This is a genomic window from Halomicrococcus pelagicus (assembly GCF_051917725.1).
In the GTDB taxonomy this organism is placed as follows: Archaea; Halobacteriota; Halobacteria; order Halobacteriales; family Haladaptataceae; genus Halomicrococcus.
The window spans coordinates 157,087-181,472 of record NZ_JBQBLX010000004.1 but is presented as its reverse complement, the minus strand read 5'-3'; the positions used below and the strand labels follow the sequence as shown (position 1 = coordinate 181,472).

At 69.7% G+C, this 24,386-nt stretch carries 22 protein-coding genes; 19 read left to right on the top strand and 3 right to left on the bottom strand.

Annotated elements, in window-relative coordinates; all coding sequences use genetic code 11:
* Positions 1–91: 91 nt before the first annotated feature.
* The 6 genes from ACTF4R_RS12495 to bioD all read left to right on the top strand — a co-directional run bounded on the left by ACTF4R_RS12495 (position 92) and on the right by bioD (position 8,347).
* Positions 92–2,206 carry an alpha-galactosidase gene (locus ACTF4R_RS12495; protein WP_440008222.1) on the top strand — a complete coding sequence of 705 codons (2,115 nt, stop codon included), beginning with the start codon at positions 92–94 and terminating at the stop codon, positions 2,204–2,206.
* A gap of 16 nt (positions 2,207–2,222) precedes the next feature.
* Complete coding sequence (locus tag ACTF4R_RS12490; protein ID WP_440008221.1) at positions 2,223–4,208, top strand: beta-galactosidase; 1,986 nt, start codon at positions 2,223–2,225, stop codon at positions 4,206–4,208.
* 65 nt (positions 4,209–4,273) lie between these two features.
* A complete protein-coding gene (gene bioB, locus ACTF4R_RS12485; protein ID WP_440008220.1) occupies positions 4,274–5,386 on the top strand; it encodes a biotin synthase BioB in 1,113 nt (370 codons plus the stop codon).
* 16 nt (positions 5,387–5,402) lie between these two features.
* On the top strand, positions 5,403–6,449 hold the full coding sequence (gene bioU / locus ACTF4R_RS12480) for a (S)-8-amino-7-oxononanoate synthase BioU (protein ID WP_440008219.1): 1,047 nt from the start codon (positions 5,403–5,405) through the stop codon (positions 6,447–6,449).
* Between the two features lie 3 nt (positions 6,450–6,452).
* Positions 6,453–7,679 carry an aminotransferase class I/II-fold pyridoxal phosphate-dependent enzyme gene (locus ACTF4R_RS12475; protein WP_440008217.1) on the top strand — a complete coding sequence of 409 codons (1,227 nt, stop codon included), beginning with the start codon at positions 6,453–6,455 and terminating at the stop codon, positions 7,677–7,679.
* Positions 7,676–8,347 (top strand): dethiobiotin synthase, encoded by a 672-nt coding sequence (gene bioD / locus ACTF4R_RS12470; RefSeq protein WP_440008216.1) that lies wholly within the window; start codon positions 7,676–7,678, stop codon positions 8,345–8,347. The genes ACTF4R_RS12475 and bioD overlap by 4 nt, the downstream gene beginning before the upstream one ends.
* A 62-nt stretch (positions 8,348–8,409) precedes the next feature.
* Here bioD and ACTF4R_RS12465 read toward each other — a convergent pair whose 3' ends face one another.
* Entirely contained in the window at positions 8,410–9,648 is a 1,239-nt protein-coding gene (locus tag ACTF4R_RS12465; RefSeq protein ID WP_440008214.1) for a hypothetical protein, read from the bottom strand.
* A 237-nt stretch (positions 9,649–9,885) separates the two neighbouring features.
* Here ACTF4R_RS12465 and ACTF4R_RS12460 point away from each other — a divergent pair, with 237 nt between their 5' ends.
* Together ACTF4R_RS12460 and ACTF4R_RS12455 are read left to right on the top strand one after the other, a co-directional pair.
* Entirely contained in the window at positions 9,886–10,485 is a 600-nt protein-coding gene (locus tag ACTF4R_RS12460) for a plastocyanin/azurin family copper-binding protein (protein ID WP_440008212.1), read from the top strand.
* 249 nt (positions 10,486–10,734) lie between these two features.
* Positions 10,735–12,102, top strand: coding sequence for a polysaccharide deacetylase family protein (locus tag ACTF4R_RS12455; RefSeq protein ID WP_440008210.1), 1,368 nt, complete (start codon positions 10,735–10,737; stop codon positions 12,100–12,102).
* 46 nt (positions 12,103–12,148) lie between these two features.
* Here the strand turns inward: ACTF4R_RS12455 and ACTF4R_RS12450 are convergent, their stop codons facing one another.
* The gene (locus ACTF4R_RS12450; protein ID WP_440008208.1) at positions 12,149–12,598 is read right to left on the bottom strand and encodes an ester cyclase; all 450 of its coding nucleotides are present in this window, start codon (positions 12,596–12,598) and stop codon (positions 12,149–12,151) included.
* A gap of 107 nt (positions 12,599–12,705) precedes the next feature.
* On the opposite strand from ACTF4R_RS12450, the gene ACTF4R_RS12445 reads away from it, so the two are divergent.
* The 9 genes from ACTF4R_RS12445 to ACTF4R_RS12405 all read left to right on the top strand — a co-directional run bounded on the left by ACTF4R_RS12445 (position 12,706) and on the right by ACTF4R_RS12405 (position 20,810).
* Entirely contained in the window at positions 12,706–12,894 is a 189-nt protein-coding gene (locus tag ACTF4R_RS12445; RefSeq protein ID WP_113276420.1) for an SH3 domain-containing protein, read from the top strand.
* Positions 12,895–13,144: 250 nt separating this feature from the next.
* Positions 13,145–13,477, top strand: a complete 333-nt coding sequence (locus tag ACTF4R_RS12440) for a DUF7344 domain-containing protein (protein WP_440008206.1) — start codon at positions 13,145–13,147, stop codon at positions 13,475–13,477.
* A gap of 270 nt (positions 13,478–13,747) precedes the next feature.
* Complete coding sequence (locus tag ACTF4R_RS12435; protein WP_440008204.1) at positions 13,748–15,079, top strand: ABC transporter substrate-binding protein; 1,332 nt, start codon at positions 13,748–13,750, stop codon at positions 15,077–15,079.
* Positions 15,080–15,089: 10 nt separating this feature from the next.
* On the top strand, positions 15,090–15,956 hold the full coding sequence (locus tag ACTF4R_RS12430; protein ID WP_440008202.1) for a branched-chain amino acid ABC transporter permease: 867 nt from the start codon (positions 15,090–15,092) through the stop codon (positions 15,954–15,956).
* Between the two features lie 2 nt (positions 15,957–15,958).
* Positions 15,959–17,143: a branched-chain amino acid ABC transporter permease gene (locus tag ACTF4R_RS12425; RefSeq protein ID WP_440008201.1), complete on the top strand. Its 1,185-nt coding sequence runs from the start codon at positions 15,959–15,961 to the stop codon at positions 17,141–17,143.
* On the top strand, positions 17,140–17,922 hold the full coding sequence (locus tag ACTF4R_RS12420; protein WP_440008199.1) for an ABC transporter ATP-binding protein: 783 nt from the start codon (positions 17,140–17,142) through the stop codon (positions 17,920–17,922). The genes ACTF4R_RS12425 and ACTF4R_RS12420 overlap by 4 nt, the downstream gene beginning before the upstream one ends.
* Complete coding sequence (locus ACTF4R_RS12415) at positions 17,919–18,659, top strand: ABC transporter ATP-binding protein (RefSeq protein WP_440008197.1); 741 nt, start codon at positions 17,919–17,921, stop codon at positions 18,657–18,659. The genes ACTF4R_RS12420 and ACTF4R_RS12415 overlap by 4 nt, the downstream gene beginning before the upstream one ends.
* A gap of 145 nt (positions 18,660–18,804) precedes the next feature.
* On the top strand, positions 18,805–20,367 hold the full coding sequence (locus tag ACTF4R_RS12410; protein ID WP_440008195.1) for a long-chain-fatty-acid--CoA ligase: 1,563 nt from the start codon (positions 18,805–18,807) through the stop codon (positions 20,365–20,367).
* A gap of 20 nt (positions 20,368–20,387) precedes the next feature.
* Positions 20,388–20,810 (top strand): thioesterase family protein, encoded by a 423-nt coding sequence (locus ACTF4R_RS12405; RefSeq protein ID WP_440008194.1) that lies wholly within the window; start codon positions 20,388–20,390, stop codon positions 20,808–20,810.
* 103 nt (positions 20,811–20,913) lie between these two features.
* Here the strand turns inward: ACTF4R_RS12405 and ACTF4R_RS12400 are convergent, their stop codons facing one another.
* Complete coding sequence (locus ACTF4R_RS12400; protein WP_440008193.1) at positions 20,914–21,984, bottom strand: phosphotransferase family protein; 1,071 nt, start codon at positions 21,982–21,984, stop codon at positions 20,914–20,916.
* Between the two features lie 190 nt (positions 21,985–22,174).
* Here ACTF4R_RS12400 and ACTF4R_RS12395 point away from each other — a divergent pair, with 190 nt between their 5' ends.
* Positions 22,175–23,389 carry an acyl-CoA dehydrogenase family protein gene (locus ACTF4R_RS12395; protein ID WP_440008192.1) on the top strand — a complete coding sequence of 405 codons (1,215 nt, stop codon included), beginning with the start codon at positions 22,175–22,177 and terminating at the stop codon, positions 23,387–23,389.
* Between the two features lie 272 nt (positions 23,390–23,661).
* Positions 23,662–24,237 carry a twin-arginine translocation signal domain-containing protein gene (locus ACTF4R_RS12390; protein ID WP_440008191.1) on the top strand — a complete coding sequence of 192 codons (576 nt, stop codon included), beginning with the start codon at positions 23,662–23,664 and terminating at the stop codon, positions 24,235–24,237.
* Positions 24,238–24,386 lie beyond the last annotated feature (149 nt).

Sequence of the window (24,386 nt, the reverse complement as noted above, 5' to 3'; positions counted from 1 at the left end):
CGCCCGCGAGCGCCGCCGACGGTGGCGTCCGTCGGTTCGAGGACGACGCACCACCGGACTACCGCGAACGACGGGGGGAGGGCGAGGACCGATGACCGTCCGCGTTACGGGTGGCGACACGGCGGTCGAGTACCGACCGGCCGAGCGTCGCCTCGTCGTCGAGCGGGACGGCGAGACGCTGCTGGACGGACGCCTGGACCTCGACGTCGGGGGCGAGACGCTGCCGGCGACCGGGGAGGCGACCGTCGACGCGTCCGACGGGACCGCCCGCGTGGTCCACGAGAGCGCGTGGGAGACGACGGTCGACCTCGACGCGGGCGACGGTCACGTCGACGTGCGCGTGTCGCTGCGCGCTCCCCGCGACGGCGCGGCCGTCCTGGGCGACCTGCGGCCGCTGGCGGACGCGACGGCGCCGACGCACGGACCCCGCGCCTGCCGCTACCGGCACGGGTACCAGTCCTGGACGCCGACGGCGACGCTCCCCGTCGGCGACCGCTTCCCGCCGGAGGAGAACGAACCGCAGATGCGCGACCTGACCGCCCCCAGGGGTGCCTCCCACAGCGTGACGGCGCTGCTGGGCGAGGGCCGCCCGCTCACGCTGGGGTTCCTCGACCACTCGCGGTTCGTCTCGCGGTTCGACGTCGCCCACGACGAGGACGGCGTCCGCCGGGTCGACGCCGTCTGTCCCGGCGACGCGACGACCGTCGACGCTGGAGAACGCGTCGTCCTGCCGGCGCTGCGAATCGACGCCACGCGAGACCTGGGAGACGCGCTGGACGGCCTCGCGGCGGCGACCGCCGAGCGGATGGACGCCCGGGTGCCCGACGACGCTCCGACGGGCTGGTGCTCGTGGTACCACTACTTCACCGACGTCACGGCGGACGACGTTCGGGAGACCGTCGACGCGCTCGACGACTGGGACGTGCCGCTGGACGTCGTCCAGCTGGACGACGGCTACCAGACCGCCTTCGGCGACTGGCGAACGCTCGCGGACGGGTTCGACGACGTCGCGGCGCTCGTCGAGGACGTTCGAGAAGCGGGCCACACGCCGGGGCTCTGGCTGGCGCCGTTCTACGTCCAGTCGGACGCGGCGCTCGCCGCCGACCACCCCGAGTGGCTGGTGACCGAGGACGGCGACCCGGTCGACGCCGGGCCGCGGCACGGGCCGATGTACGCGCTCGACACGACGCATCCGGAGGCCCGGGCGTGGCTCCGGGAGACGTTCGAGACGGTCGTCGACGAGTGGGGGTTCGACTACCTCAAGCTCGACTTCCTCTACGCGGCCGCCCTCCCGGGCGACCGATACGAGGACGTGACCCGGGCGGAGGCGTATCGCCGCGGACTGCGGACCGTCCGCGACGCCGTCGGACCGGAGACGTTCCTGCTCGGCTGCGGGGCGTTGCAGGGTCAGAGCGTCGGCCTCGTCGACGCCATGCGGGTCGGCCCCGACACCGCGCCGCACTGGCGGGCCGACCCGGCGAGCCAGCCCGCCCACGAGAACGCCGTCCGCAACGTCCTCAACCGCCAGTGGACCCACCGCCGGCTCTGGCTGGCGGACCCGGACTGTCAACTCGTCCGCGAGACGACCGACCTGTCGCTCGCCGAGCGGCGGTCGTTCGCCGCCGTCGTCGCGCTGCTCGGCGGGTCGAACGTCGTCAGCGACCGGATGGCCGACGTCGGCGACGACGGCCGCGAACTAATCGAGCGGTCCCTCCCGCCGGTCGAGAGGGGACACGTCCTCGACGTCGGCGACCGCGAACTGCCGACGCAGGTCGTCACCGAGCGGTCGGCCGACGGCGCGCTCGCGGTCGCCGCGTTCAACTGGGCCGACGACGCCCGGACGCTGCGCGTCGACCCGGCGGAGCACGGACTCGGGAACGCCCACGTCTGGGACGCGTTCGAACGCGCCTACCGCGGCACCGGCCCGGTCGAACGCGAGGTGGCCGCCCACGGTTGTCTGCTGGTACACCTCACTCCGGCCCGCGACCGCCCGCAACTGATCGGTACCGACCACCTCGCCGGCCTGGCCGCGCAGGTGACGACGGTCGACTGGGACGACGGAACCCTCTCGGTGACCCTCGACGCATCTCGCCCGCAGACGGCCGTCGTCACCGCGCCGTCCGGGTTGTCCCGCGAGGACGGGCGCTCGGTGGCCGACGTCGTCCTCGACCCGGGCGAGAACGCACTGACCTTCGACGACTCATGACCCACACAATCGAACCATGACGACAGGAGTCTGCTACTTCCCCGAACACTGGCCCCGCGAACGCTGGGAGCGCGACGTCGAACAGATGGCCGAGGCGGGCGTCGAGTACGTCCGCATGGCAGAGTTCTCGTGGGGGCGGGTCGAACCCGCCCGCGGCGAGTTCGACTTCGAGTGGCTCGACGCGGCCGTCGAACTCGTCGGCGAGTACGGCATGCAGGCGGTCCTCTGCACGCCGACGGCCACCCCGCCGAAGTGGCTCGTCGACGAACGGCCGGAGATACTGCAGGTCGACCGCGACGGCACCACCCGCAACTGGGGGAGCCGCCGCTTCACCTGCTTCAACTCCGACGCGTACCGGCAGGAGACCGAGCGAATCGTCCGGCGGTTCACGGAGCGCTACGCCGACGACCCCCGCGTGGTCGGATGGCAGACCGACAACGAGTTCGGCTGTCACGACACCGTGCGGTGCTACTGCGACGACTGCGCCGACGCCTTCCGCGACTGGCTCCGCGAGAAGTACGGGTCCGTCGCGGACCTGAACGCCGCGTGGGGGACCACGTTCTGGAGCCAGCAGTACGACTCGTTCGCGGCCGTCGAACCCCCCCGGCCCACGCCAGCGGAACAGCACCCCTCCCGGCTGCTCGACTACTACCGCTTCGCCAGCGACAGCGTCGCCGAGTACAACCGCCTCCACGCGGACCTCGTCCGCGAGGCGAACGACGACTGGTTCGTCACCCACAACTTCATGGGCGACTTCGCCGGTCTCGACGCCCACGCGCTGGCCGACGACCTCGACTTCCTCGCGTGGGACTCCTACCCGACCGGGTTCGTGCAGGACCGCCGGCAGGGCGACCCCACCGCGGACGAACTCCGGGCCGGCGACCCCGACGAGGTCGGGATGAACCACGACCTCTACCGCGGGCCGGAGACGCCGTTCTGGGTGATGGAACAGCAGCCGGGCGACGTGAACTGGCCGCCGCACGCTCCCCAGCCCGCCGACGGCGCGATGCGGCTCTGGGCGCACCACGCCGTCGCGCACGGGGCCGACGCCGTCCTCTACTTCCGGTGGCGGCGCTGCCGCCAGGGACAGGAGCAGTACCACGCCGGCCTCCGGAAGGCCGACGGGTCGCCCGACCGGGGCTACCACGAGGCCGCGCGGGCCGCCGACGAACTGTTCGACCTCGACCCCGTCGACGCGCCCGTCGCCGTCCTGCACGACTACGAGAACCTCTGGGCGACGGAGATACAGCCCCACTCGCCCGACTGGAACTACTGGGCGCATCTCCGGGCGTACTACGGGGCCGTCCGGCGACACGGCGTCCAGGCCGACGTCGTCCACCCGGACGCCGACCTCTCCGACTACGCCCTCGTCGTCGCACCTGCCCTCCACCTCGTCGACGAGTCGCGCGCCGCCGCGCTCCGGGAGTACGTCGCGGCCGGCGGTCGCGTCCTCTTCGGGGCCAGGACCGGCCCGAAAGACCCCGCGAACAAGCTGCACGACGCGCCCGCACCCGGTCCGCTGGCCGACCTCGTGGGCGCGACCGTCGACCAGCACGAGAGCCTCCCCGAACCGGTCGAGACGCGCGTCGAGTACGACGGGGTCTCGTACGACTACCGGACCTGGGCGGAGTGGCTCGCCCCCGGCGACGCCCGCGCCGTCGCGACCCACGAGAGTGGCGTCGCCGACGGCCGACCGGCGGTCGTCGAACGCGACGTCGGCGACGGTGCGGTCACCTACTGCGGCGTCTGGCCGGAACCGGAACTGGCGGACGCGCTCGTCTCGGACGCCCTCGACGCGGCGGGCGTCCGGCGGACGGGTCGCCTCCCGGAGTTGGTCAGGGTCGCCGAGCGCGACGGTTTCACCTGGGTCACCAACTTCGGCGGCGACCCCGTCGACGTCTCCGTCCCCGCCGGGACGGAGTTCGTCGTCGGCGGTTCGACGGTCGACGGATTCGACGTCGCCGTCGTCGACGCCGCGCCGTCCGACCTCGACTGCTCCTGACCGCCGGGTAGTTCCCGCGACCGCGGTCACAAATTTTAATTGTCTCGTCAACCGGCTTGGCTAGCGTGGTTCACGAGACTGGAAATCGCACCGTCGACCGCGCCGTCGCTCGCGTCCTGGAGGGAGAGACCCTCGACCGACGCGACGGCCTGGCGCTGATGGCCCAGCCGGTCGCACCGCTCGCGGAGGGAGCGGACCACGTCCGGGCGCGACTGGGCGACGGCACCGTCGACGCCTGCTCCATCGTCAACGCGAAGGCGGGCAACTGCGCGGAGGACTGCGGGTTCTGCGCCCAGTCGGTCCACTTCGACACCGGCATCGACACCTACGACTTTCTCGACCCGGAGGAGATTCTGGACGCGGCGAAGCAGGCCGAACGCGACGGCGCACAGCGGTTCGGCATCGTCGTCGCGGAGAAGGGCGTTTCGAAGGAGAAACGCCCGGAGGAGTGGGCGGAGGTCGTCCGCGCCGTCCGCCTCGTCCGGGACGAGACCGACGTGGCGGTCGACGCTTCGCTCGGCATCCTCACGGAGGAGGAAGCCGACGTCCTCGCGTCCGAGGGGGTCGACCACTACAATCACAACGTCGAGACCTCGCCGCGCTTCTTCCCCGAAATCGTCTCGACGCACTCGTTCGAGGACAGGGTGCGAACGCTCGAGATAGCGAAGGAGGCCGGCATGGACCTCTGTGCCGGCGTCATCCTCGGCATGGGCGAGTCGCCGACCGACCGCGTCGACGCCGCCATCGCGCTCCAGGACGTTGGCGTCTCCTCGCTGCCCGTGAACGTCCTGAACCCCGTCGAGGGGACGGCGCTGGGCGACCGCGACGAGGCGCTCATCTCCACCGAGGAGACCGTCAAGACCATCGCGGTGTACCGGCTGCTCCACCCCCACGCGCGGGTCCGCCTGACCGGCGGTCGGGAGGTCAACTTCGCCGACGGCGAGGAGCACCTGCCCTTCGAGGCGGGAGCCGACGGCGTCCTCACGGGCGACTACCTGACGACGGAGGGCCAGTCGGCCGCCGAGGACATCCGGACGATAGAACGGGCCGGGCTGGAGCCGAACACGGCCGTCAACGACTTCGACCCGGCGGAGCTGAAAGCGCGCGCCGACGGCACGGACGACGCCGACGCGGCGGTCGGCGCGGCCGCGAGCAGTACGGAATCGACGAACGACTGACCAGGATACGACAGCAATGCAAGACATCACGTTCGCCGTTCTCGGCACCGGTGGTATCGGACGTAGAGCGCTCGAAGTCTCCGCGGACAAGGACGACCTGACGCCGGTCGCGGCGTGCGACCGCCACGGGGTCGCCGTCGACCACGACGGCCTCGACGTGGACGAACTGCTCGCTGCCACGGAGGGGAACGTCGCCAGCGACGGCGGGACCGCCACCGCCGACGCCGGCGGAGCGACCAAGGAACACGGCGCGGAGAGCGGCGTCGTCGCCTCGGCGCAGGCGACGCCCACGGAGACGCCCATCGACGACGTCATCGCGGAACGCGAGGCCGTCGACGCGGTGCTCGTCGCGCTCCCGAACCTCGAACACGACTTCATCCCGCGGGTCGCGGAGCGCTTCGCCGACGCCGGCTACGAGGGCGTCCTCGTCGACGTGCTCAAGCGGTCCCGCGTCATCGGCATGCTCGACGACCGCGAGGAGACGCTCCGGGAGTCGGGCATCACCTTCGTCTGCGGCGCGGGCGCGACGCCCGGGTTCCTCACCGGCGCGGCGGCGCTCGCCGCACAGTCGTTCGTCGAGGTCGAGTCGGTCGACATCCGGTGGGGCGTCGGTCTCAAGTCCGGTTACGAGGACAACCGCGGCACCGTCCGGGAGGACATCGCCCACCTCGACGGCTACGACGTCGAAGCGGCGCGCAACCTCACCGACGAGGAGATAGCGGAGATAATCGACGCCAACGACGGCGTCCTGGAGTTCGAGGACATGGAGCACGCCGACGACGTCCTCCTGGAGCGCGCGGGCATCTGCGACGCCGAGGACGTCACCGTCGGCGGGGTCCTCGACCTCCGGAACGACGAGAAACCGACGACGACGACCGTCGCGGTGACCGGCCGGACGTTCGACGGCGAGGTCGGGACGAACACGTTCGAACTCGACGACGACACGAGCATGGAGGCGAACGTCAACGGTCCCGCGCTGGGCTATCTCAAGGCTGCCGTCAGGCGCAACCGGACCGGCGACTACGGCGTCTACGGACCGGCCGAACTCATGCCCGGATTCTGAGCCGTGCCGGACGAACGCACCGAGCGCCGCCGCGGGTTCGACCTCGCGGCGCGCCTCCAGACGCGCGAACGGCGGGGCCTCCGCCGGGACCTCCGGCCCGTCGAGTCGGTCGAACCGCGGACGAGGGCGGCACCCGACCCCGGTGGCGGCGTCCCGGCGTTCGACGCCGAGGGGAGCGACGAACTGCGCGTGTTCGCGGCCAACGACTACCTCGGACTGGCTGGCGACGACCGCCTGGCCGACGCGGCCGCCGACGCCGCCACCGACGTGGGGGTCGGGGCCGGAGCCAGCCGACTGGTCTCCGGCGACACCGTCGCACATCGACGGCTGGAGCGGGCGCTGGCGGACGCCAAGGGAGCGGAGCGAGCGCTCGCGTTCTCCTCGGGCTACGCCGCCAACGTCGGCACCATCGCGGCGCTCGACCCGGACGTCGTCTTCTCCGACGAACTCAACCACGCCTCCATCGTCGACGGCTGTCGCCTCTCCGACGCCGACGTCGAGATCTACGACCACTGCGACGGGGACGCCCTCCGAGCCGCGATGGCGCGGCGAGCGCACGACTCGGCGACCGACGAGTCGTGGCTGGTGGTGACCGACTCGGTGTTCAGCATGGACGGCGACGTCGCACCGCTCGACGACGTCTGCGCGGCGGCCGAACGCCACGGCGCGTGGGTGATGGTCGACGAGGCGCACGCGACGGGCGTCTACCCCGGCGGCGTCGTGGGAGAGCGGGGGCTCGAAGACCGCGTGCAGGTCCAGCTCGGGACGCTCTCGAAGGCGCTCGGGGCGCAGGGCGGGTTCGTCGCCGGCTCCGAGACGCTGGTGGAGCATCTGGTCAACGCCGCCCGGTCGTTCGTCTTCTCGACGGGGCTGGCACCGCCGGCGGCCGCCGCCGCCCGCGAGGGCCTGCGCATCGCACGGGAGACCGACCGCCGCGACCGCCTCCACCGGAACGCGGCGTCCCTCCGCGACGGCCTCACCGAGCGCGGCTTCGAGGTGCTCGGGGAGACGCACGTCCTCCCGGTGCTCGTGGGCGACCGCGCCGACGCGGTCGCGCTCGCCGACGCGCTCCGCTCGCGGGACGTCCTCGCGCCCGCCATCCGACCGCCGACGGTTCCGGCGGACGCGTGCCGGATACGCGTCGCACCGACGGCGACCCACGACGAGGCGGCGCTCGACGCGTGTCTCGACGCCTTCGAGTCCGCCGGGAGGGAGGTCGGACTGCCGTGACCCGGTCCGGACTCGCCGTCCTCGGCACCGGTACCGGCGTCGGCAAGACCGTGGTGACGGCGGGAGTCGTCGGGCGACTCCGGGAACGGGGTCGCGAGGCGGTCGCAATCAAACCGGTCCAGACGGGCTATCCCCCGGACGACGACGCCGGCGTCGTGCGGGACGCCTGCGGCACGGAGTCTGCGGGCGTCTGCCTCCGGCGGCTCGAACCCCCGCTCGCGCCCGCCGTCGCCGCCGAGGAGGAAGGCGTCGCGCTCTCCTACGACGAACTCCTGGGCGACTGCGAGCGCGAACTCGCCGCGGCCGACCCCGGCGTCGTCGAGGGCGTCGGCGGTCTCCGGGTGCCGCTCGCCGACGACCGGGAGGTGGTCGACCTGGTCGCCGACCTCGACCTGCCGGCGCTGGTCGTCGCCCGCTCCGGACTGGGAACGCTGAACCACAGCGCGCTGACGGTCGAGGCGCTGGACCGCCGCGGCGTCGACGTTCTCGCCGTCGTGCTCAACGACTACGCGGGCGCGTCGCTCGCCGAGCGGACCAACCCGAGCGCGCTCGACGCCATGGTCGACCCGCCGGTGTACCGGCTTCCCGAACTCGCGCTCGAACGGCCGGCCGACGCCGTGACGGCGGTCCGGGACCACCTGCCCGTCGGTCTGGGCCGCGACGGGTAGGTCCGCAGTCCGCCCCTGCGCTCGTCGCGCTCCCAGCGAGGCCGCCGCCGGAGTCGTCCGCGCTACCGGTCCAACACCAGCAGCAGTCCGCCCGCAATCCAGAGGACGGCGGCGACCAGCGTCACGAGAACGTGGAGTTCCGAGACCCAGAAGGGGAGCGCCACGACGTGGCGAACGCCGGTGAGAAGCGGCGTCAGTACCGGAACGTTCAGATTGCGGTCGCCGATGACGTCGTGCCCCTGGGTTCCGTAGGGGTCACCGGACGACTCGCCGTACGGAACCCGGTCGGCCTCGTACGGCAGGCTCGGAACGTCGTAGCTGCGGACGACGCTGCCGTTCTGGGTTATCTCGACGACGCGATTGTTCCGGCTGTCGGTGATGAGGGTGTTGCCGTTCGGCAGGCGGTCCGCGTCCCGCGGCCAGTCGAGCGCGATTCCGCCGACCTCGTAGACGGTCCAGGCCACCTCCCAGCGCCCCGTCGACTCGTTGCGGTGTAGTTCGACGACGCGGTCGTTCTCCGAGTCCGCCACGACCACCGCACCGTCCCCGAGCCAGTGGGGGTTGTGTTGGCTGTCGAGAATCGAGGGGTCGCGGTCCTCGTTTATCACCTCGACGACGCCCTCGCCGCGTTCGAGAATCAGGAGCTGGTTCGTGTTCCGGACCGAGACGAGGTACCGACCGTCGCCGATGCGGTCCACGTCGTTGATGTGGAGCCAGTCGGTCTTCGTGGGGTCCGGCGGCGCGTCGTACCGCTGGCTGGCGTTCCAGACCCACGTCTGCTCGTCGGTCGAGAGGTTGTACGTGAAGATGCTCTCGTACTCCATGTCCGCGACGAGGAGTTCGCCGGAGGGAAGCAGTTCGGCGTCGTGGACTTCGCTGTCCTTCCGGGTCCGGACGGGATAGCTCCACTCGCTCGTTATCTCGTCCCCGTCCTCGGCCTCCGGGTCGATGAACCGAACGCCGGTACGCTTGCAGGGCGGCTCGTACGGGCCACAGCGTCTGTACTTGTCGGCGAAGGTCGCCAACACGGTTCCGTTGTCGAGCTGTGACACGTCCTGGTAGCTGATCGCGTCCCCGACGCTCCACTGCACGGTCCCGTTGTTGTCCAGCGAGGTGACGTTGCCGCCCCATCCCGGCCCCTGGACGCCGACGAGCGTGGTGGTGTTCGGGTCCGTTTGGCTCTCTACCCGGTCCACGTCCGGAGCGAGGGCCCAGCTCGCCCCGAACGTCGAGCCGACGATCAGAACGCCGACGAGAACGAGCAAGAGCCCGCGTCGCGAAAGGTCGCTGTTGCCTCTCATTCGACCGTCACCCTCATGCTGAAGCTCGGATAACCTTCGTTTCGAAGGCGGCCACGTAATTATCCTTTCCGGCCGTCGGGCGACGAACGGCCGGTTTGACGCGGCGTTGGCACCGTCCCCGACCGTCGTCCCGTCGACGACCGACCGGAGCGAACGAAGACCGGAGGCTCGCTATCGGAGACGCGTCGACGGTAGCGGCCCCGACACTCACTTACAGGTGGCCGTCGATGGGGCGACATGGACAGACGGGGGTTTCTGGCGGCCTTCGGGGCCGCCGTCACGACCAGCGTCGCCGGATGCCAGGCACCAAGGTCCGGGGGGACGACGAACGGTGGCGGGAACGCGACCGGCGGAACGACCACCGGAGGCGGGAACGCGACCGGTGGCACCCAGACGACCGGGACCGGAGGAGCGGGGGGAGCGCCGAACAGCGTCGACATGGTGACCCAGGGGAGCGACTACTACTTCGACCCCATCGGCCTCTTCGTGGAACCGGGCGAGACCATCTCGTTCGTCATCGATTCGGGTGCTCACTCCTCGGTGGCCTACGCGAGCAGTCTCGACGCGGCGGAAACCACGCGGATTCCCGAGGGGGCCGAACCGTGGGACAGCGGGGTTCTCAGCGAACAGGGCGCGTCGTTCGACCACACCTTCCAGACGCCGGGCACGTACGACTACTTCTGTCTCCCGCACAAGACGCTGGGAATGGTCGGCCGCCTCGTCGTCGGCGAACCCGGCGGGCCCGCGGAGGGAAGCACGCCATCCGACGGCGACGTGCCGGCGAGCGACGCCATCGTCGAACGGGGAGCCATCTCGTACGACGAGTTCACCGGCTGACCCCGTCCGGCAGAGTCATCGCCGCCGTTCCGGGGCGGCGCTTGTCGCCCGCCAGGGTCTCGAACGGCAGTAAGCGATGATTGTGTGGATTCAGCCGGGTCGTAACTAATTGGAAGTGGATCGGGCGGAAAGTTACGATGTCGGAGAGAGACGAATCGACGGGTCGATCGACAAAACTGTTCCGCGAGCGCCACCGAAACGTCCGGGGCGAGCCGGACCGCGACGGCGTCGTCGCTCCGAGGACCGGTCATGCAGGGCGGTAGAACGGACGGCGGACGCGTCGCCCGTCGTCGCTTCCTCCGCTTCGCCGGCGCTGCGGTCGCCGGTTCGGTCGCCGGCTGCGTGAACGACTCGCCGGAGGGAGCCGGCGGAGTGACGACCACGCGGGAGACGGCGACGACCACCGACGAGGAGACGCGTCCGCGGACGACGCCAGCGAGAGAGACGACGCCGACCGACGACGACCCGTCGCTCCGGACGGCGTACAGGAGTCGCCAGCGGTACCGGTCGCCCGGGGAGAGCCTCGACGCGATGGAAGACCCGGACGCGTGGCGCGTGCGCCGGGGGTCGATGCGACCGGACCCCGGGCACGCGTTCGTCGGGACGAAGAGCGCGAAACTGGTCGGCGACGGCGGCGGTCACGCCGTCGTCGAGCGGTCGCTTCCGCAGCGCGACCTCTCGGACGCGGACGTCTCCGTCGCCCTCCGGACGACGACGCCGGCCAGCGTCGCGTTCTTCGTCCAGTTGCTGGACGCGGACGGCAACGCCGCCGAGCAGCAACTCCGGTCCATCACGTGGGACGCTCCCGACGTCGGCTGGTTCCGCACCTGCCCTGGAACCTACGTCGCGGACGACGGGTTCGACCGGAGCGCCGTCACGCGGCTCCGTCTCCGGTTGAACAACGCCTCCGACCGGCGGGTCGTCGCGTGGGTGGACGACGTGCGAGTGCATCCGAAACCCGACACGGGGTACGTGATCTTCAGCTGGGACGACGGCAAGCGGAGCTACTATCGGAACGCCGCGTCCGTGCACGACGAGTACGGCTTCCCGGCGGTGTTGACCCAGCCGCCCCATCCCGACGACGCGGGGTCGAAGCTGTTCATGTCGGTCGACCAACTGCGGGAGCGACGGGACGCGGGCGACGAGATAGTGGCGCACGGGAGCGTCCAGCGTCCGTTCGCGCGGGTCTCCGAATCGACGCTCGACGGCATCCTCCGGCGGAACAAGCGGTGGCTCGTCGACAACGGGTTCGAGGGCGCTGACTTCGTCGTCTACCCGGGGAACAACTACGACGCGACGGCGCTGGACGTCGTCGGCCGCTACCACCACATGGGCGGGATGAACCAGGCGGGTAGCGTCAACACGACGGGCGTCCACGGGTTCGACCCGCTCGTGCTCCCCCGAACTATCGGTCACGACCTGACGATAGCCGAGCGCCTCGTCGACCGGGTCGCCGCCCACCGCAACGCCGGCATCCTCAACTTCCACGACTTCGCGAGCGAGAACACGATGAGCGTCGCCGACTACCGGGCGCTGCTGGAGCACGTCGACCGCACGTCCGGCGTCGAGGTCATCACGTTCTCCGACCTCTGGGGACTGCGGACCGGTGGCCCGTGAACGCGTCGCCGCGACGCGAGGCGCGCGGACCGGGCGGCGATGCCGGTCAGTCGTCTTCCTGCTCGGCGAGTTCGTCGGCCGACGGAACGACGCCGAGTTGGCGGAACACGCCGAGCGCGTCGTAGTTCGTCCACATCTCGGTTATCTTTCCGTCGTCGACGTGGTAGAGTTCCATCCCCGTCACCGTCACCTCCTCGCCCGTCGGTTCGATTCCCATCAGTTCGCCCTCGTGGGTACCCCGGGCCGTGTACCGCATCGCCACGGCGTCTCCTTCGGCGACCAGTTCCTCGACCGCGTAGTCGGCGTCGGGAAAGGCGTCGCGGTACGCCGCGACGTACTCGCGGTACTCCTCGCGGCCGCGCGTTCCGTCGGGCGACGACGGGTCGTGGAGCACGAAGTCCTCGGCGTAAATCTCGTCGACGACGTCGACGTTCCCTTCGGACCAGATCTCTTCGGGGTCGCGGCGAACGAGTTCCTTGTTCTCTTCCGGTGTCATTTGATTTCCCCCAACAGGTGTCGACGCCATCCGCCTTCAAAGAGTGGGCCAAACCCCCGGTTCGGACGGAGAGAGTTTTAAGGACGGGCGTAGTAACAGTACACTCCATGCCCGAAATCGTCCTCGAAGACGGCGACACGCTCACCTGCGACGAAGTCGACCTTCGGACGCCGGGATGGCTCATCGCCAAGTACGCCGGCGAGGGACCGGAACGGCTGAAGGCGATTCCCCGGGAGAACGTCGACGTCGTCGACGGCGTTCCGCCGGAGTTTCTCCTGCCGTCCGACGAGGACTGACCGCCGCGTCGAACGTCGCCGGTCGTCCCGACAGGGTAGTAGACGTTCGTCCGTCGAGAGCGCCCGGGACCGTCAGGGACCGCCCTCCTCGCGACGTCCGCCAGCGTTCCAGGCTATCGAGGGGTCCGTGCTCCGACCCGCCGAACCCCAATGTTAAAATATTATCATTGTGTTCTGTACTGTAGTTGGCGACCGGACGGTGCGACGGTAGAGAGACAGCGAACGACCACATCGAGCGAAACCCCACGACATGCCAACCGAGAAACCTCCTGCATCCGAGATGTCGATAGACACGGTATTCGGCCTCCTCGCCAGCCCGCGACGGCGCGCTGTCCTCCATCGCCTCAGGTCGGCAGACGGAAACGAGCTGTCGATCGACGCCGTCGCCGAGGCGCTCACGGAGAACTGCGAGACGGTACAGTCGAAGCGACGAGCACTGATTTCGCTCCGTCACCACCACCTCCCGAAACTCGACGACACTGGCGTCGTCGAGTTCCGACGGGACGACGAAACCGTGCGATACGCGGGTGGACCCTTCTTCGACGACGTGTTACAGCGGGCCATCAGATTCGAACGGTCGTAGTCGGACGACCCCACCGCAGAGCGCCGCCCCGTCGGTCGACGAACGGGCGCGCGCGAACCGCCCGGTGACCAGACCGGGACCGACCGGACGCGCCGGAGATGGCCCGTTCGACTCGTCGGCCGGGCCACGTCACCGCGTCGAACCGACAGGTGACAGACACGTCGTCGACCGGCACTCGCTGTCCGGCAGGTCCGGGAAAGTACAACCCCCGAGTGCAGTGGTATCTTCCCCCACGCTTATGTCGTCAGTTCTGGAAGTCCATTCGGGAAAATGGTGAACGATGGTACCAGCCACGACGGCCAGCGGTCGCCCGAAACGGTCGGCGAAGCGAACGACACCGCGGAACGGAAGACGAACCTCGACAGGCGGCGATTCCTGCGGACCGCCGGCGTCGGGGTCGCGGGAGCGGGACTCGCGGGGCGCGTCGGAGCCGCCGCGAACCAGGGGTCGATAACCATCGGCGTGCTCGCGCCGGAACCTGGGCAGAATCCCATCGGCGCGTCGATGGCGAACTCCGCGAGACTCGCCGCCGAGGAAATCAACGAGAACGGCGGCATCGGCGGCGCGACTGTCGACGTGAGCGTCAAAGACACGCAAGAGGACCCCTCGGTCGGGAATCGAAAGTACCAGGAGTTGACGGTCGGCGAGCAGGTGGACCTGACCACGGGCGTGTTCACGAGCGAAGTCCTGCTGAACATCATGTCGAGCATCGCCCAGCAACGGACCCTCCATCTCAGCACGGGGGCGGCGACGCCGGAGGCGAGCCGGCAGGTCGCGGAGAACTACGAGCAGTTCAAGTACTTCTTCCGGACCGGACCGGTCAACTCCCAGTTCCTCGGCCGGAACATGGTCGATTTCGCGGAGGCGAACTTCGACTCGATGGGCTGGGACTCCGTCGCCGTCCTCGCCGAGGACTTCAAGTGGACGGAGCCGATATCGCAGGAGCTAGAGGGCGCGCTGGGCGAGACGGGCGTCGACGTCCCCATCAACACCCGGTACGCGAGCGACACGGAGAACTTCTCGCCCATCTACGACAGGATTCAGAGCGCGGGCGTCGACGCGGCGTACGTGGTGATGGCGCACACCGGAACGGCGGCGCTCGTGCAGTGGGCGAAACAACAGCGGCCGTTCGGGTTCGGCGGCATCCACGTTCCGATGCAGTTGCCGTCCTACTACCAATCCGTCAACGGTGCCGCCCGGTTCGCGGTGACCCAGAACTCCGCGACGCCGACGAGCGAGATAACGCAGAAGACGGTGCCGTACGCGAACGCGTACCAGGAGGCGTACGGCCAGTTCCCCGTCTACACCGGCTACATCACGTACGACGCCGTCAAGCAGTACGCCGCCGCGGTCCAGTCGGCCGGGAGCCGCGACCCGGACGACGTCATCCCCGCCCTGGAGGAGTCGTCGTACACGGGAACGACGGGGACGCTGGAGTACTACGGCCGGGACCAGCAGTTCCCGCACGACGTGAAGTACGGGCCGGAGTTCGCCTGGCCCGTCTGGCTCCAGTGGCAGGAGACCGACGGCGGGGGCAGACAGGAGGTCATCTGGCCAGAGGACGTGAAGACGACCGACTACGAGTCGCCGCCCTGGGTGTAGCCCGGCAACGATGGTCGACGCACTCAACGTGACGATAAACGCCGTCATGATAAGCGCGCTGTACGCGCTCGTCGCCATCGGCTTCACGCTGATTTTCGGCGTCGGCGGGGTCCTCAACCTCGCTCACGGGGCGAACATCACCATCGGCGCGTTCACGGCGTTCTACGTCACGACGGCAGTGGGACTCGGCATCTGGGCCGGGGCGGTAGCCGCGTTGCTGGTCGCGGGGCTGTTCAGCGCCGCGCTGTACGCCGGGATGATTCGCTGGGTGCAGGACGAGCCGATAACCGTGATGATTCTGACGCTCGTGGCGTCCATCGCCGTCGAGCAGTTCTTCCTCGTGCTGGAGGGAACCCAGCCGAAGGCGCTCCCGTCGCTGCTGTCGGGCCAGCTATCGCTCGCCGGGAACACCGTCCAGGCGAACCAGGCCCTGGCGTTCCTCCTGTCGTGGGTGCTCATCGGCCTGCTCGTCGCCGGCGTCCACTACACCCGGACGGGCAAGGCGGTCCTCGCGACGAGCATGAGCACGAAGGGCGCGGCGCTCGTCGGCATCGAGAGCGACCGCATGTACCTCTACACGTGGCTGCTGGCCGGGATGCTCGCCGGCATCGCCGGCGTCTTCCTCGGGTCGTTCAGGACGGCGACCTACACGATGGGGCGGGGGCCGCTCATCCTCTCGTTCTCCATCGTCGTACTCGGGGGCATCGGCTCGATTCGCGGCAGCGTCGTCGGCGCCTACCTCATCGGGTTCCTCGAAGTGTTCACGGTGTCGTACGTCGATTCGAGCCTGAGCGGCCTCGCGTCGCTCGTCGTCCTCGTCGGCGTGCTGCTGTTCAAGCCCGAGGGGCTGTTCGGCCGCGAACTCGCGGAGGCCTGACCATGACGGACGACGTCACCACCGAACGGACGACGTACCGCGATTTGCTCGACCCGTCGTCGCTCGCGCTCCGCCACCGCCTCGGCGTCGTCGGACTGCTGGGGCTCGGCGTGCTCCCGTTCGGCGTCGAACCGCTGACGGTCCTGAAGCTCACGGGCGCGCTGTACTTCGCCATCTTCGCCATGAGCTGGGACGTCGTCTCGGGGTACACCGGCCAGATAAGCTTCGGTCACGGTCTCTTCTTCGGCGTCGGGGGGTACGCCTCGGCGCTCCTCAACCTGGAGTGGGGGGTCGACCCCGTCCTCGCGGTGCTCTGTGGGACGGTCGCCGCCGCGGTCGCCGGCGTCGTCGTCGGCGTGCCGGCGCTCCGGCTCGAAGGCCCGTACCTGTCGCTCGTGACGCTCATCGCCCCGCTCATCCTGCTACGGGTGTTCATCGTGTTCAGCGGGACGTTCGGCGGCGAACTCGGGCTGTCGAGCCCGGAGAACCTGCTCGCGTTCGAGAGCTTCCAGACGGCGATAACGGCCAACTACTACCTGGCGTTCGGACTGTTCGCGTTCGTCCTCCTCCTGTTGCTCGCGGTCACGCGGTCGGACGCGGGGTCCGTGTTCACCGCCATCCGCGAGGACGAGGACGCGGTCGCGTCGGTGGGGCTCAACCCGGCCCGGTTCAAGATATTCGCGTTCGTCCTGAGCGCCGCCGTCGGCGGACTCGCCGGGGCGGCGTTCGTCCACACGCCGGTCGGCAACCCCCAGCCCAGCCAGTTGCTCGTGCTCACCGTCAGCATCGAGGTCATCGTCGCCAGCGTGCTCGGCGGGATGGGGACCATCGTCGGAGCGGCGGTCGGCGGGCTGTTCTACTTCCTGCTGCGGGACTACCTCGGCCAGATCACCTGGACCGTGCCGGTGCTCGACGCGCCGCTGTCGGAACTCGACCTCTTCCTGTTCGCGCTCGTCACGCTCGCGCTCCTGTTCTTCCTGCCGCGCGGCATCGTCCCCTGGGCCGTCCGGAGCGGTCGGCGGCTGGTGTCCGGTGGGGACCGGACGGTGCCGGACGGCGGTACCGCTCCGCTCGAACGGACGCCGGTCGCCCGGCGCGAGACGGAAGACGACGGCGTCCCGACGCGAGAGGGAGACGGCGACGGACGGAGAGACGGCGACGACCGCGACGCGGGAGGGAGCGGATGAGCCGCGAGCAGGCGGCGACGGACGCCGGGGAGTACGGCCCGGACGACGGCGTCCTCGTCCTCGACGGACTGACGAAGCAGTTCGGCGGACTGACGGCCGTCGACGACCTCTCCTTCGCCGTCGCCGACGGCGAGATACTGGGGCTCATCGGGCCGAACGGCGCGGGCAAGTCGACGACGTTCGACTGCGTGATGGGGACGTACCCGCCGACCGCCGGGACGGTGTGGTACGGCGGCGAGGACGTGACCGGCGAGCCGGTCCACGAGATGGTCAAGCGCGGGATGGCCCGGACGTTCCAGTCGTTCCGGCCGTTCCGGGACCGGTCGGTCGTGCGGAACGTCGCGCTCGCGCTCGTCCCGGACAGGATCGCGTCCCTCTCGGGGCTCCGCGGCGAGACCCGAACGCGAGCGGCCGCCATCTGCGAGCGCGTCGGTCTCGGCGACCGACTGACCCAGCGACCGGACGAGTTGCCCCACGCGGGCCTGCTGCGGCTCGAACTCGGCCGCGCCCTCGCGACCGACCCCGACCTGCTGCTGGTCGACGAGCCGTTCGCCGGCCTCTCCAGCCGGGAGGTCGAGGACGTCTCGGCGCTTCTGTCGTCGTTCCGCGACGACGGCGTGACGCTCGTGGTCGTCGACCACAACATGCGCGGCCTCCTCTCGCTCATCGACCGCGCGGTCGTCATCCAGTTCGGCTCGAAGATAGCGACGGGTCCCCCCGACGAGATCAGGCGGGACGCTCGCGTTCGCGAGGCCTACCTCGGAGGCGGGTCGGCGTGAGCGTCGACTCGGCGGCGACGACCGACGACGGGAGCGACCCGGTCCTGCGCGTCGAGGACCTCCGCGTCTCCTACGGCGAGGTCGCCGCGCTCCGCGGCGTCGACCTCCATGTGCAGGCCGGCGAGATAGTCGGCGTCATCGGGCCGAACGGCGCGGGCAAGTCGACGCTCGCCGACGCGGTCAGCGGCCACCTCCCCTACGAGGGGAGCGTCACGTACCGCGGCCGAGAGGTCGCCGACGCGCGAGCGAGCAAACTGGTCGCCGACGGGCTGATACACTGCACCGAGACCCGGGACCTGTTCGGTCACATGAGCGTGGCCGACAACCTCGACCTCGGGACGTACCGCCACCGGAACGACGTCGACGCTCGACGCGAGTTCGTCTACGAGCTGTTCCCGACGCTGGCGGACCGGACGGGCCAGAACGCCCGCACGCTGAGCGGCGGCGAACAGCAGATGCTCGCCGTCGGCCGCGCGCTGATGAGCGACCCGGACCTCCTGTTGCTCGACGAACCGACGCTCGGCCTCGCTCCGGTCGTGGTCGAGGACATCAGCGACGGCATCGAGCAGATTCGGGACGCCGGGGTGACCGTGCTGCTGTGCGAGCAGAACGTGACGTTCGCGATAGACCACGCCGACCGCATCTACCTGCTGGAGAACGGCCGCATCGAGCGCGAGGGGACGCCGGCGACGCTGCGCGGCGACGAGTACATCCGCGACGCCTACCTCGGCGGCTGACCGTCGCCCGGGCCCTGTCACCGGCCGGTCGTCCCGCGCCGTCGATGCCCGGGCAGGTACGCGTTCCGAACGATTCCGGCAGGCGCGCGAAGTCGATGGATTCCGGAGTAACGCTTTAGAAGGAAGGCGAGTGATATCTAACCACATGACAAATCTTGTCACGAATATCCGGTCGGTCGCGGCCGACCACCCCGACGAAGTGGCAGTCTCCTACGACGGCCAGGACGTCACCTACGAGCAGTTCTGGGCGCGGGCCGGCCAGTTCGCGGCCGGACTCGACGACCACGGTGTCGAGGAGGGCGACCGGGTGGCGGTGTACCTGCCGAACCTGCCGCAGTTCGTCACCGCGTTCCACGGCACGCTCCGCGCCGGCGGCGTCGTCGTCCCGATGAACCCCCAGTACAAGTCCCGCGAGATACGGCACCTGCTCGCCGACAGCGAGGCGAAGGTCGTCGTCACGCTGGCCGACCTCGTCCCCTTCGTCGAGGAGGTCGAGGACGACACCGCCGTCGAACACGTCGTCGCCGTCGGCGAGGGCGAGTTCGAGGCGTTCCTCGGCGACGACGATCCCGCGGTCGTTGACCGCGCAGACGACGACGTCGCAGTTCAACCGTACACCAGCGGCACGACCGGCCAGCCGAAGGGCGTACAGCTGACACACCGCAACCTCGCCTCGAACGCCAGCGTCGCGGCCGACCTCGTCCCCGAGGGAATCAGACCCGACGACAAACAGCTCGGCGTCCTGCCGCTGTTCCACATCTACGGCATGACCGTCGTCATGAACGCGACGCTGTTCAACGGCGGCGCGTACTATCCGCTTCCGCAGTGGGACGCCCAGCAGGCCGTCTCGCTCATCCAGGACGAGGAACTGACGCTGATGCACGGCGTCCCCGCGATGTACAACGACGTCATCAACCAGCCGGACGCCGAGACGTTCGACCTCTCGTCGCTCCGTCTGGCGGGCGTCGGCGGCTCCGGCATCCCCATCGAAGTCCTGCGACGGTTCGAAGAGCTGTACGACGTGACCATCTACGAGGGGTACGGGCTGACCGAGACCAGTCCCGTCACGCACTTCAACAGCCCCGACGCGGGCCGCCGGGTCGGCAGCATCGGGAAACCGCTCCCCGACGTGAAGGCGAAGATCGTCGACGACGACTTCGAGGAGCAGCCCCGGGTGGAGGAGGGCCCGGTCGACGAGGACGAGGTCGACCTCGACGAAATCACGGGCGAACTGGTCGTCGCCGGCCCGAACGTGATGAAGGGCTACGCCGGCCTGCCGGACGCCAACGAGGACGTGTTCACCGATGCCGAGGGCGACCGCTGGTTCCACACCGGCGACCTCGGCTACTGGGACGAGGACGACTTCTTCTACGTCGTCGACCGCAAGACGCACATGATCAACACCGCGGGGTACAACGTCTACCCACGCGAGGTCGAGGAACTCCTCTTCGAACACGAGGGGGTCGCGGACGCCGCCGTCGTCGGCATCCCGGACGACCGCCGGGGCGAGACGGTGAAGGCGTTCGTCGTGCGAGCACCGGACGCCGACGTCACGGCGGAGGAACTCAAGCAGTTCTGCCTCGACAACCTCGCGGAGTACAAGCATCCGCGCGAGGTGGCGTTCGTCGACGAGCTTCCGCGCACGACGACGGGCAAGGTCCAGAAGTTCGAACTCCGACAGCAGGAGGTTGAAGAGCCGGCGGAGTGAACCGACGACCGTGATCGGACGTGACTGAGGACCGCGACGACCTGCTCTCGGGAATCGACGCAGGGTTCGAACACGAGTCGACGTGGGAGGTCGGAGCGTTCGAACCCCAGACCATCGCCGACGGCGTCGCGGTGAGTTCGACGCCCGAGCTCATCGGCTGCATGGAGGGGACGGTGCGCGACGGCGTCACGCCGCTGTTGCCGGACGGCCATCGCATCGTCGGCGTTCGAATCGAGTGCGACCACCGCGCACCGACGCCCGCCGGCGAGGAGGTCACCGTCGCCATCGAGGTCGAGGAGACCGACGCGACGGACGACAGGCTCGTCTCGACGGCGACCGTCGCGGACGAGCGCGGGACGGTCGCGACCGGTCGGATGCACCACGCGGTCGTGGACCGGGCGTCGTTCGCGGACCGCGTCGAGCGGCGGTTCGACCGCGGATAGGCGGTCGAACGGCCCCACACCGTTCTCCGGGTGGTCTCGGCGTCGACGCGGTCCACGACCGCGGAATCCTCGGCGGCGAGCGCACGGCCGAGAGAACCGTAACTTACAGCGGTTCGTCGCCGTCGACGATACGTTTCGCACGGTCGGCGAGCGCGGGTACCCGGTCCTCCATCCGCGGGTACAGCGGGTCGTCGCTGTTGCCCTCCAGGTACCGGCGATAGAACATCTCGCCGAGCGCGGCGAGCTTGTACACCGCCAGCGCGCGGTAGAACCGGTCGTGGTCGTACTCGATGCCGGTCGCGTCCTCGTACCGCTCGACGAGGTCGTTCCGGGTCGGGTACGCGTCCGCCTCCATGAAGGTGGCCGTCAGTTCGGGGGTGGCGGGCGCGGGGTCGCCGGGGTCGCGCCAGTACGACAGCATCCAGCCGAGGTCCGCCAGCGGGTCGCCGAGCGTCGCCATCTCCCAGTCGAAGACCGCCACCAGTTCGGGCGGCGTCCCGGGCGCGAACATCACGTTGTCGAGCTTGTAGTCGCCGTGGACCAGCGCGTGCTCGTGGTCGGGCGGTCGGTTCTCCGCAAGCCAGTCGCCGACCTCCTCCAGCACCGGGACAGTGCGTTCCTCGGCGGTTCGCTCGAACGCCCACTCCAGTTGCTTCGTCCAGCGGTCGACCTGGCGGTCGGTGTACCCGGCGGGCCGACCGAACTCCCCGAGACCGACCGCCTCGTAGTCGAGCGAGTGGATGGCCGCGAGCGTGTCGACCAGTTGCTCGCCGACGCGGCGGCGGGCGTCGGGCGTGGCGAACCGGTCGGGTTCGGCGTCCCGCAGCACGTCGCCCTCGACGCGGTCCATCACGTAGAAGTCGCTCCCGACGACCGAGTGATCCTCGCAGGCGAGCACGGTCGGCGGGACGGGGACGGCGGTGTCCTGGAGGGCGTCCATCACCCGGTACTCCCGGAGCACGTCGTGGGCCGTCTCGGCGGTCTCGCCCGGCGGCGGGCGGCGAACGACGAGGTCGCGGTCGCCCCAGGTCACGAACAGCGTCTCGTTGGAGTGGCCCTCCGCGTGATGGCGGACGGCGAACTCCCCGGGATCGCCCAGCCGGTCCGCGAGGTAGTCGCGGAGCGTCGCCTCGTCGACGAGTCGGTCGAAGTAGTCGCGTTCGTCCTCGGTCATGAGTGTCGTGTCGGCGTTCTGCGGGGCGACCGTACGGGCCCGGGACCGGCACCGTGGAACCGGTCGTCCGTTCGCATCGGCCCGTCGTCGTCGCACCCGATTCGAGTTCGAGGTACGTGGAAGGTCGGCATAGTACTTGGGTCGCCGGAACCGGAGAAACCCTTTTGCGGAACTGCGGAGAGTGTGACGTATGAAGTACGACGACCCGACGCGAGCGCAGGCGGTCGCCGAGCGCGTCAGGACCTTCGTCGACGAGGAGGTCGTCCCCGTCGAGCGGGAGACCCTCGGCGAGGGACCCGTCTCGGACGATACCGTCTCGAGGCTCCGGGAGGAGGCGCGCGACCGCGAGTTGTACGCACCACAGGTTCCGGAGGAGTACGGCGGCATGGGGATGGGGTATCGCGAGATGCTCCCGGTGTTCGAGGCGGCCGGACGGAGCCTGCTCGGTCCCGCGGCCATTCGCGTCGACGCGCCCGACGAGGGCAATATGCACACGCTGGAGCTGGTCGGCACCGACGACCAGAAGGAGCGCTGGCTCGAGCCGCTGGCCGAGGGCGAGGCCAAATCGGGGTTCGCGATGACCGAACCGGCCCCGGGAGCGGGCTCGGACCCCAAGATGATACGGACGACCGCCGAGAAGGACGGCGACGAGTGGGTGATCGACGGCCACAAGTGGTGGACGACGCAGGGCAGCGACGCCGACGTCCTGCTGGTGATGGCCCGAACCGACCAGGACGCCCACCCCTACGAGGGCTGCTCCATTATCCTCGTGCCCGCGGACACGCCCGGCGTGCACGTCGAGCGGGACATCCCCCACGTCGGCGGTGGCGTGACGGGGTTGAGCCACGCCGAAATCCGGTTCGACGACGTTCGCGTGCCGGAGGAGAACCTGCTCGGTGACGAGAACGCTGGCTTCGCCATCGCCCAGCAGCGACTCGGGCCCGCACGGTTGACCCACTGCATGCGCTACTCCGGGATGGCCGAGCGCGCGCTCGACGTGGCGAAAGCCTACGCCAGCGAGCGGACGGCGTTCGACGGAGCGCTCGCCGAGAAGCAGGCGCTCAGGTTCGAGGTCGCGGACGCCGAAATCCGGTTGCACGCCGCCCGCACCACGGTTCGTCACGCCGCCGACCGCATCGCGGCCGGCGAGGAGGCCCGCGTCGAGGTGGCGACGAGCAAGGTCTTCACCGCGAACGTCGTCCAGGACGTCATCGACACCGCGGTCCAGATGTGCGGCGGCAACGGCATCGGCAAGGACCTCCCGCTCGCCGACTTCTACGAGAACGTCCGCCAGTTCCGCATCGTCGACGGTGCCGACGAGGTCCACAAACGCGTCGTCGCCAGGGACGCCTTCGACGACGTCGATCCGGGCGAGGTCGACCACCTGACCCGGTACGACGAGTAACCGTCGAGGAGGCCAACTCGCCGCGTCCGGCGGGCGCTGCAGCGGTTGCACCGACCATCCCCGTCCGTTCGACCACGTTCCGTCGCATCCGGCCGACGCTCCGGCCGGTCCGTCACAATACCACGTTACCGGGGAGTACAGTCCGTTACTGCATCGAAACGTGGGATACAGAACCAGTTGTACGGTCTTATACGCGGCCGGCGACTTTCACTATATACCACATTTATAGATGGAATCGTCGTAGGTTCAGCGCACCAGATGGGGTGTTGACCATGGAGAAAGAACGACCGACCAGCGAACAGACGACCGACGAACCGGCGGACGGATCGAGACGCGAGTTCCTCAAGAAGGGGGCGCTGGCGACCGGCGCGGTCGCGCTCGGCGTCTCGGGATTGAACACGGCCGGCGCACAGCAGCAACAGGACGCGCTGACGTACTTCGACGACTATCAGCCGGGCCAGTCGTTCCGGGTAATCGCCCAGCTGCCACAGGACATCACGGTGACCCTGCTCGCGCTCCCAAACGGCAATACGGTGCCGGAGATCAGCCAGCCCGACGACTACAACGCCTACGTCATCCGGCCTACGACTGGCCAGAACGACAGGGCGGCGGGAGCCACGTACCTGTTCACCCGCGCGTCGCTCACCACCGACAACCAGTTCCAGTTCGGGACGAACGCGAACGTGTTCAGCAGCCAACTCAGCCTCGTCAGCACGTCGATCAGCCGTCAGGGCGGCGGAGGCGGCGGGGGCGGCGGCGGTGGCGGCGGTGGCGGCGGTACGACCACCACGACGCCCGGTGAGACGACCACCACCACGACCAACGAGGGCGGTGGCGGCGGTAGCTAACCCCGCCCGTCGACGTACTCGTCTTTTGTTGGACGTGGAACGGCTAGCGGCTGCGACGCGAACCCAGGCTCGTTCTCTCTCCGTTCGCCCGCGACGCGGGCCTAGCCGACCGACTCCGCGTCGGCGACCCACCGGAGTCGTCCGTGTGG

Bases quoted from the DNA above. Each gene is read 5' to 3' on its own strand.
- ACTF4R_RS12445 (WP_113276420.1), top strand. From the start codon at position 12,706: ATGCCCGAAATCGTCCTCGAAGACGGCGACACGCTCACCTGCGACGAA.
- ACTF4R_RS12460 (WP_440008212.1), top strand. From the start codon at position 9,886: ATGGACAGACGGGGGTTTCTGGCGGCCTTCGGGGCCGCCGTCACGACC.
- ACTF4R_RS12430 (WP_440008202.1), top strand. From the start codon at position 15,090: ATGGTCGACGCACTCAACGTGACGATAAACGCCGTCATGATAAGCGCG.
- bioU (WP_440008219.1), top strand. From the start codon at position 5,403: ATGCAAGACATCACGTTCGCCGTTCTCGGCACCGGTGGTATCGGACGT.
- ACTF4R_RS12465 (WP_440008214.1), bottom strand. From the start codon at position 9,648: ATGAGAGGCAACAGCGACCTTTCGCGACGCGGGCTCTTGCTCGTTCTC.
- ACTF4R_RS12400 (WP_440008193.1), bottom strand. From the start codon at position 21,984: ATGACCGAGGACGAACGCGACTACTTCGACCGACTCGTCGACGAGGCG.
- ACTF4R_RS12425 (WP_440008201.1), top strand. From the start codon at position 15,959: ATGACGGACGACGTCACCACCGAACGGACGACGTACCGCGATTTGCTC.
- ACTF4R_RS12395 (WP_440008192.1), top strand. From the start codon at position 22,175: ATGAAGTACGACGACCCGACGCGAGCGCAGGCGGTCGCCGAGCGCGTC.
- ACTF4R_RS12390 (WP_440008191.1), top strand. From the start codon at position 23,662: ATGGAGAAAGAACGACCGACCAGCGAACAGACGACCGACGAACCGGCG.
- ACTF4R_RS12440 (WP_440008206.1), top strand. From the start codon at position 13,145: ATGCCAACCGAGAAACCTCCTGCATCCGAGATGTCGATAGACACGGTA.
- ACTF4R_RS12490 (WP_440008221.1), top strand. From the start codon at position 2,223: ATGACGACAGGAGTCTGCTACTTCCCCGAACACTGGCCCCGCGAACGC.
- ACTF4R_RS12450 (WP_440008208.1), bottom strand. From the start codon at position 12,598: ATGACACCGGAAGAGAACAAGGAACTCGTTCGCCGCGACCCCGAAGAG.
- ACTF4R_RS12410 (WP_440008195.1), top strand. From the start codon at position 18,805: ATGACAAATCTTGTCACGAATATCCGGTCGGTCGCGGCCGACCACCCC.
- ACTF4R_RS12495 (WP_440008222.1), top strand. From the start codon at position 92: ATGACCGTCCGCGTTACGGGTGGCGACACGGCGGTCGAGTACCGACCG.
- ACTF4R_RS12435 (WP_440008204.1), top strand. From the start codon at position 13,748: ATGGTGAACGATGGTACCAGCCACGACGGCCAGCGGTCGCCCGAAACG.
- ACTF4R_RS12455 (WP_440008210.1), top strand. From the start codon at position 10,735: ATGCAGGGCGGTAGAACGGACGGCGGACGCGTCGCCCGTCGTCGCTTC.
- ACTF4R_RS12420 (WP_440008199.1), top strand. From the start codon at position 17,140: ATGAGCCGCGAGCAGGCGGCGACGGACGCCGGGGAGTACGGCCCGGAC.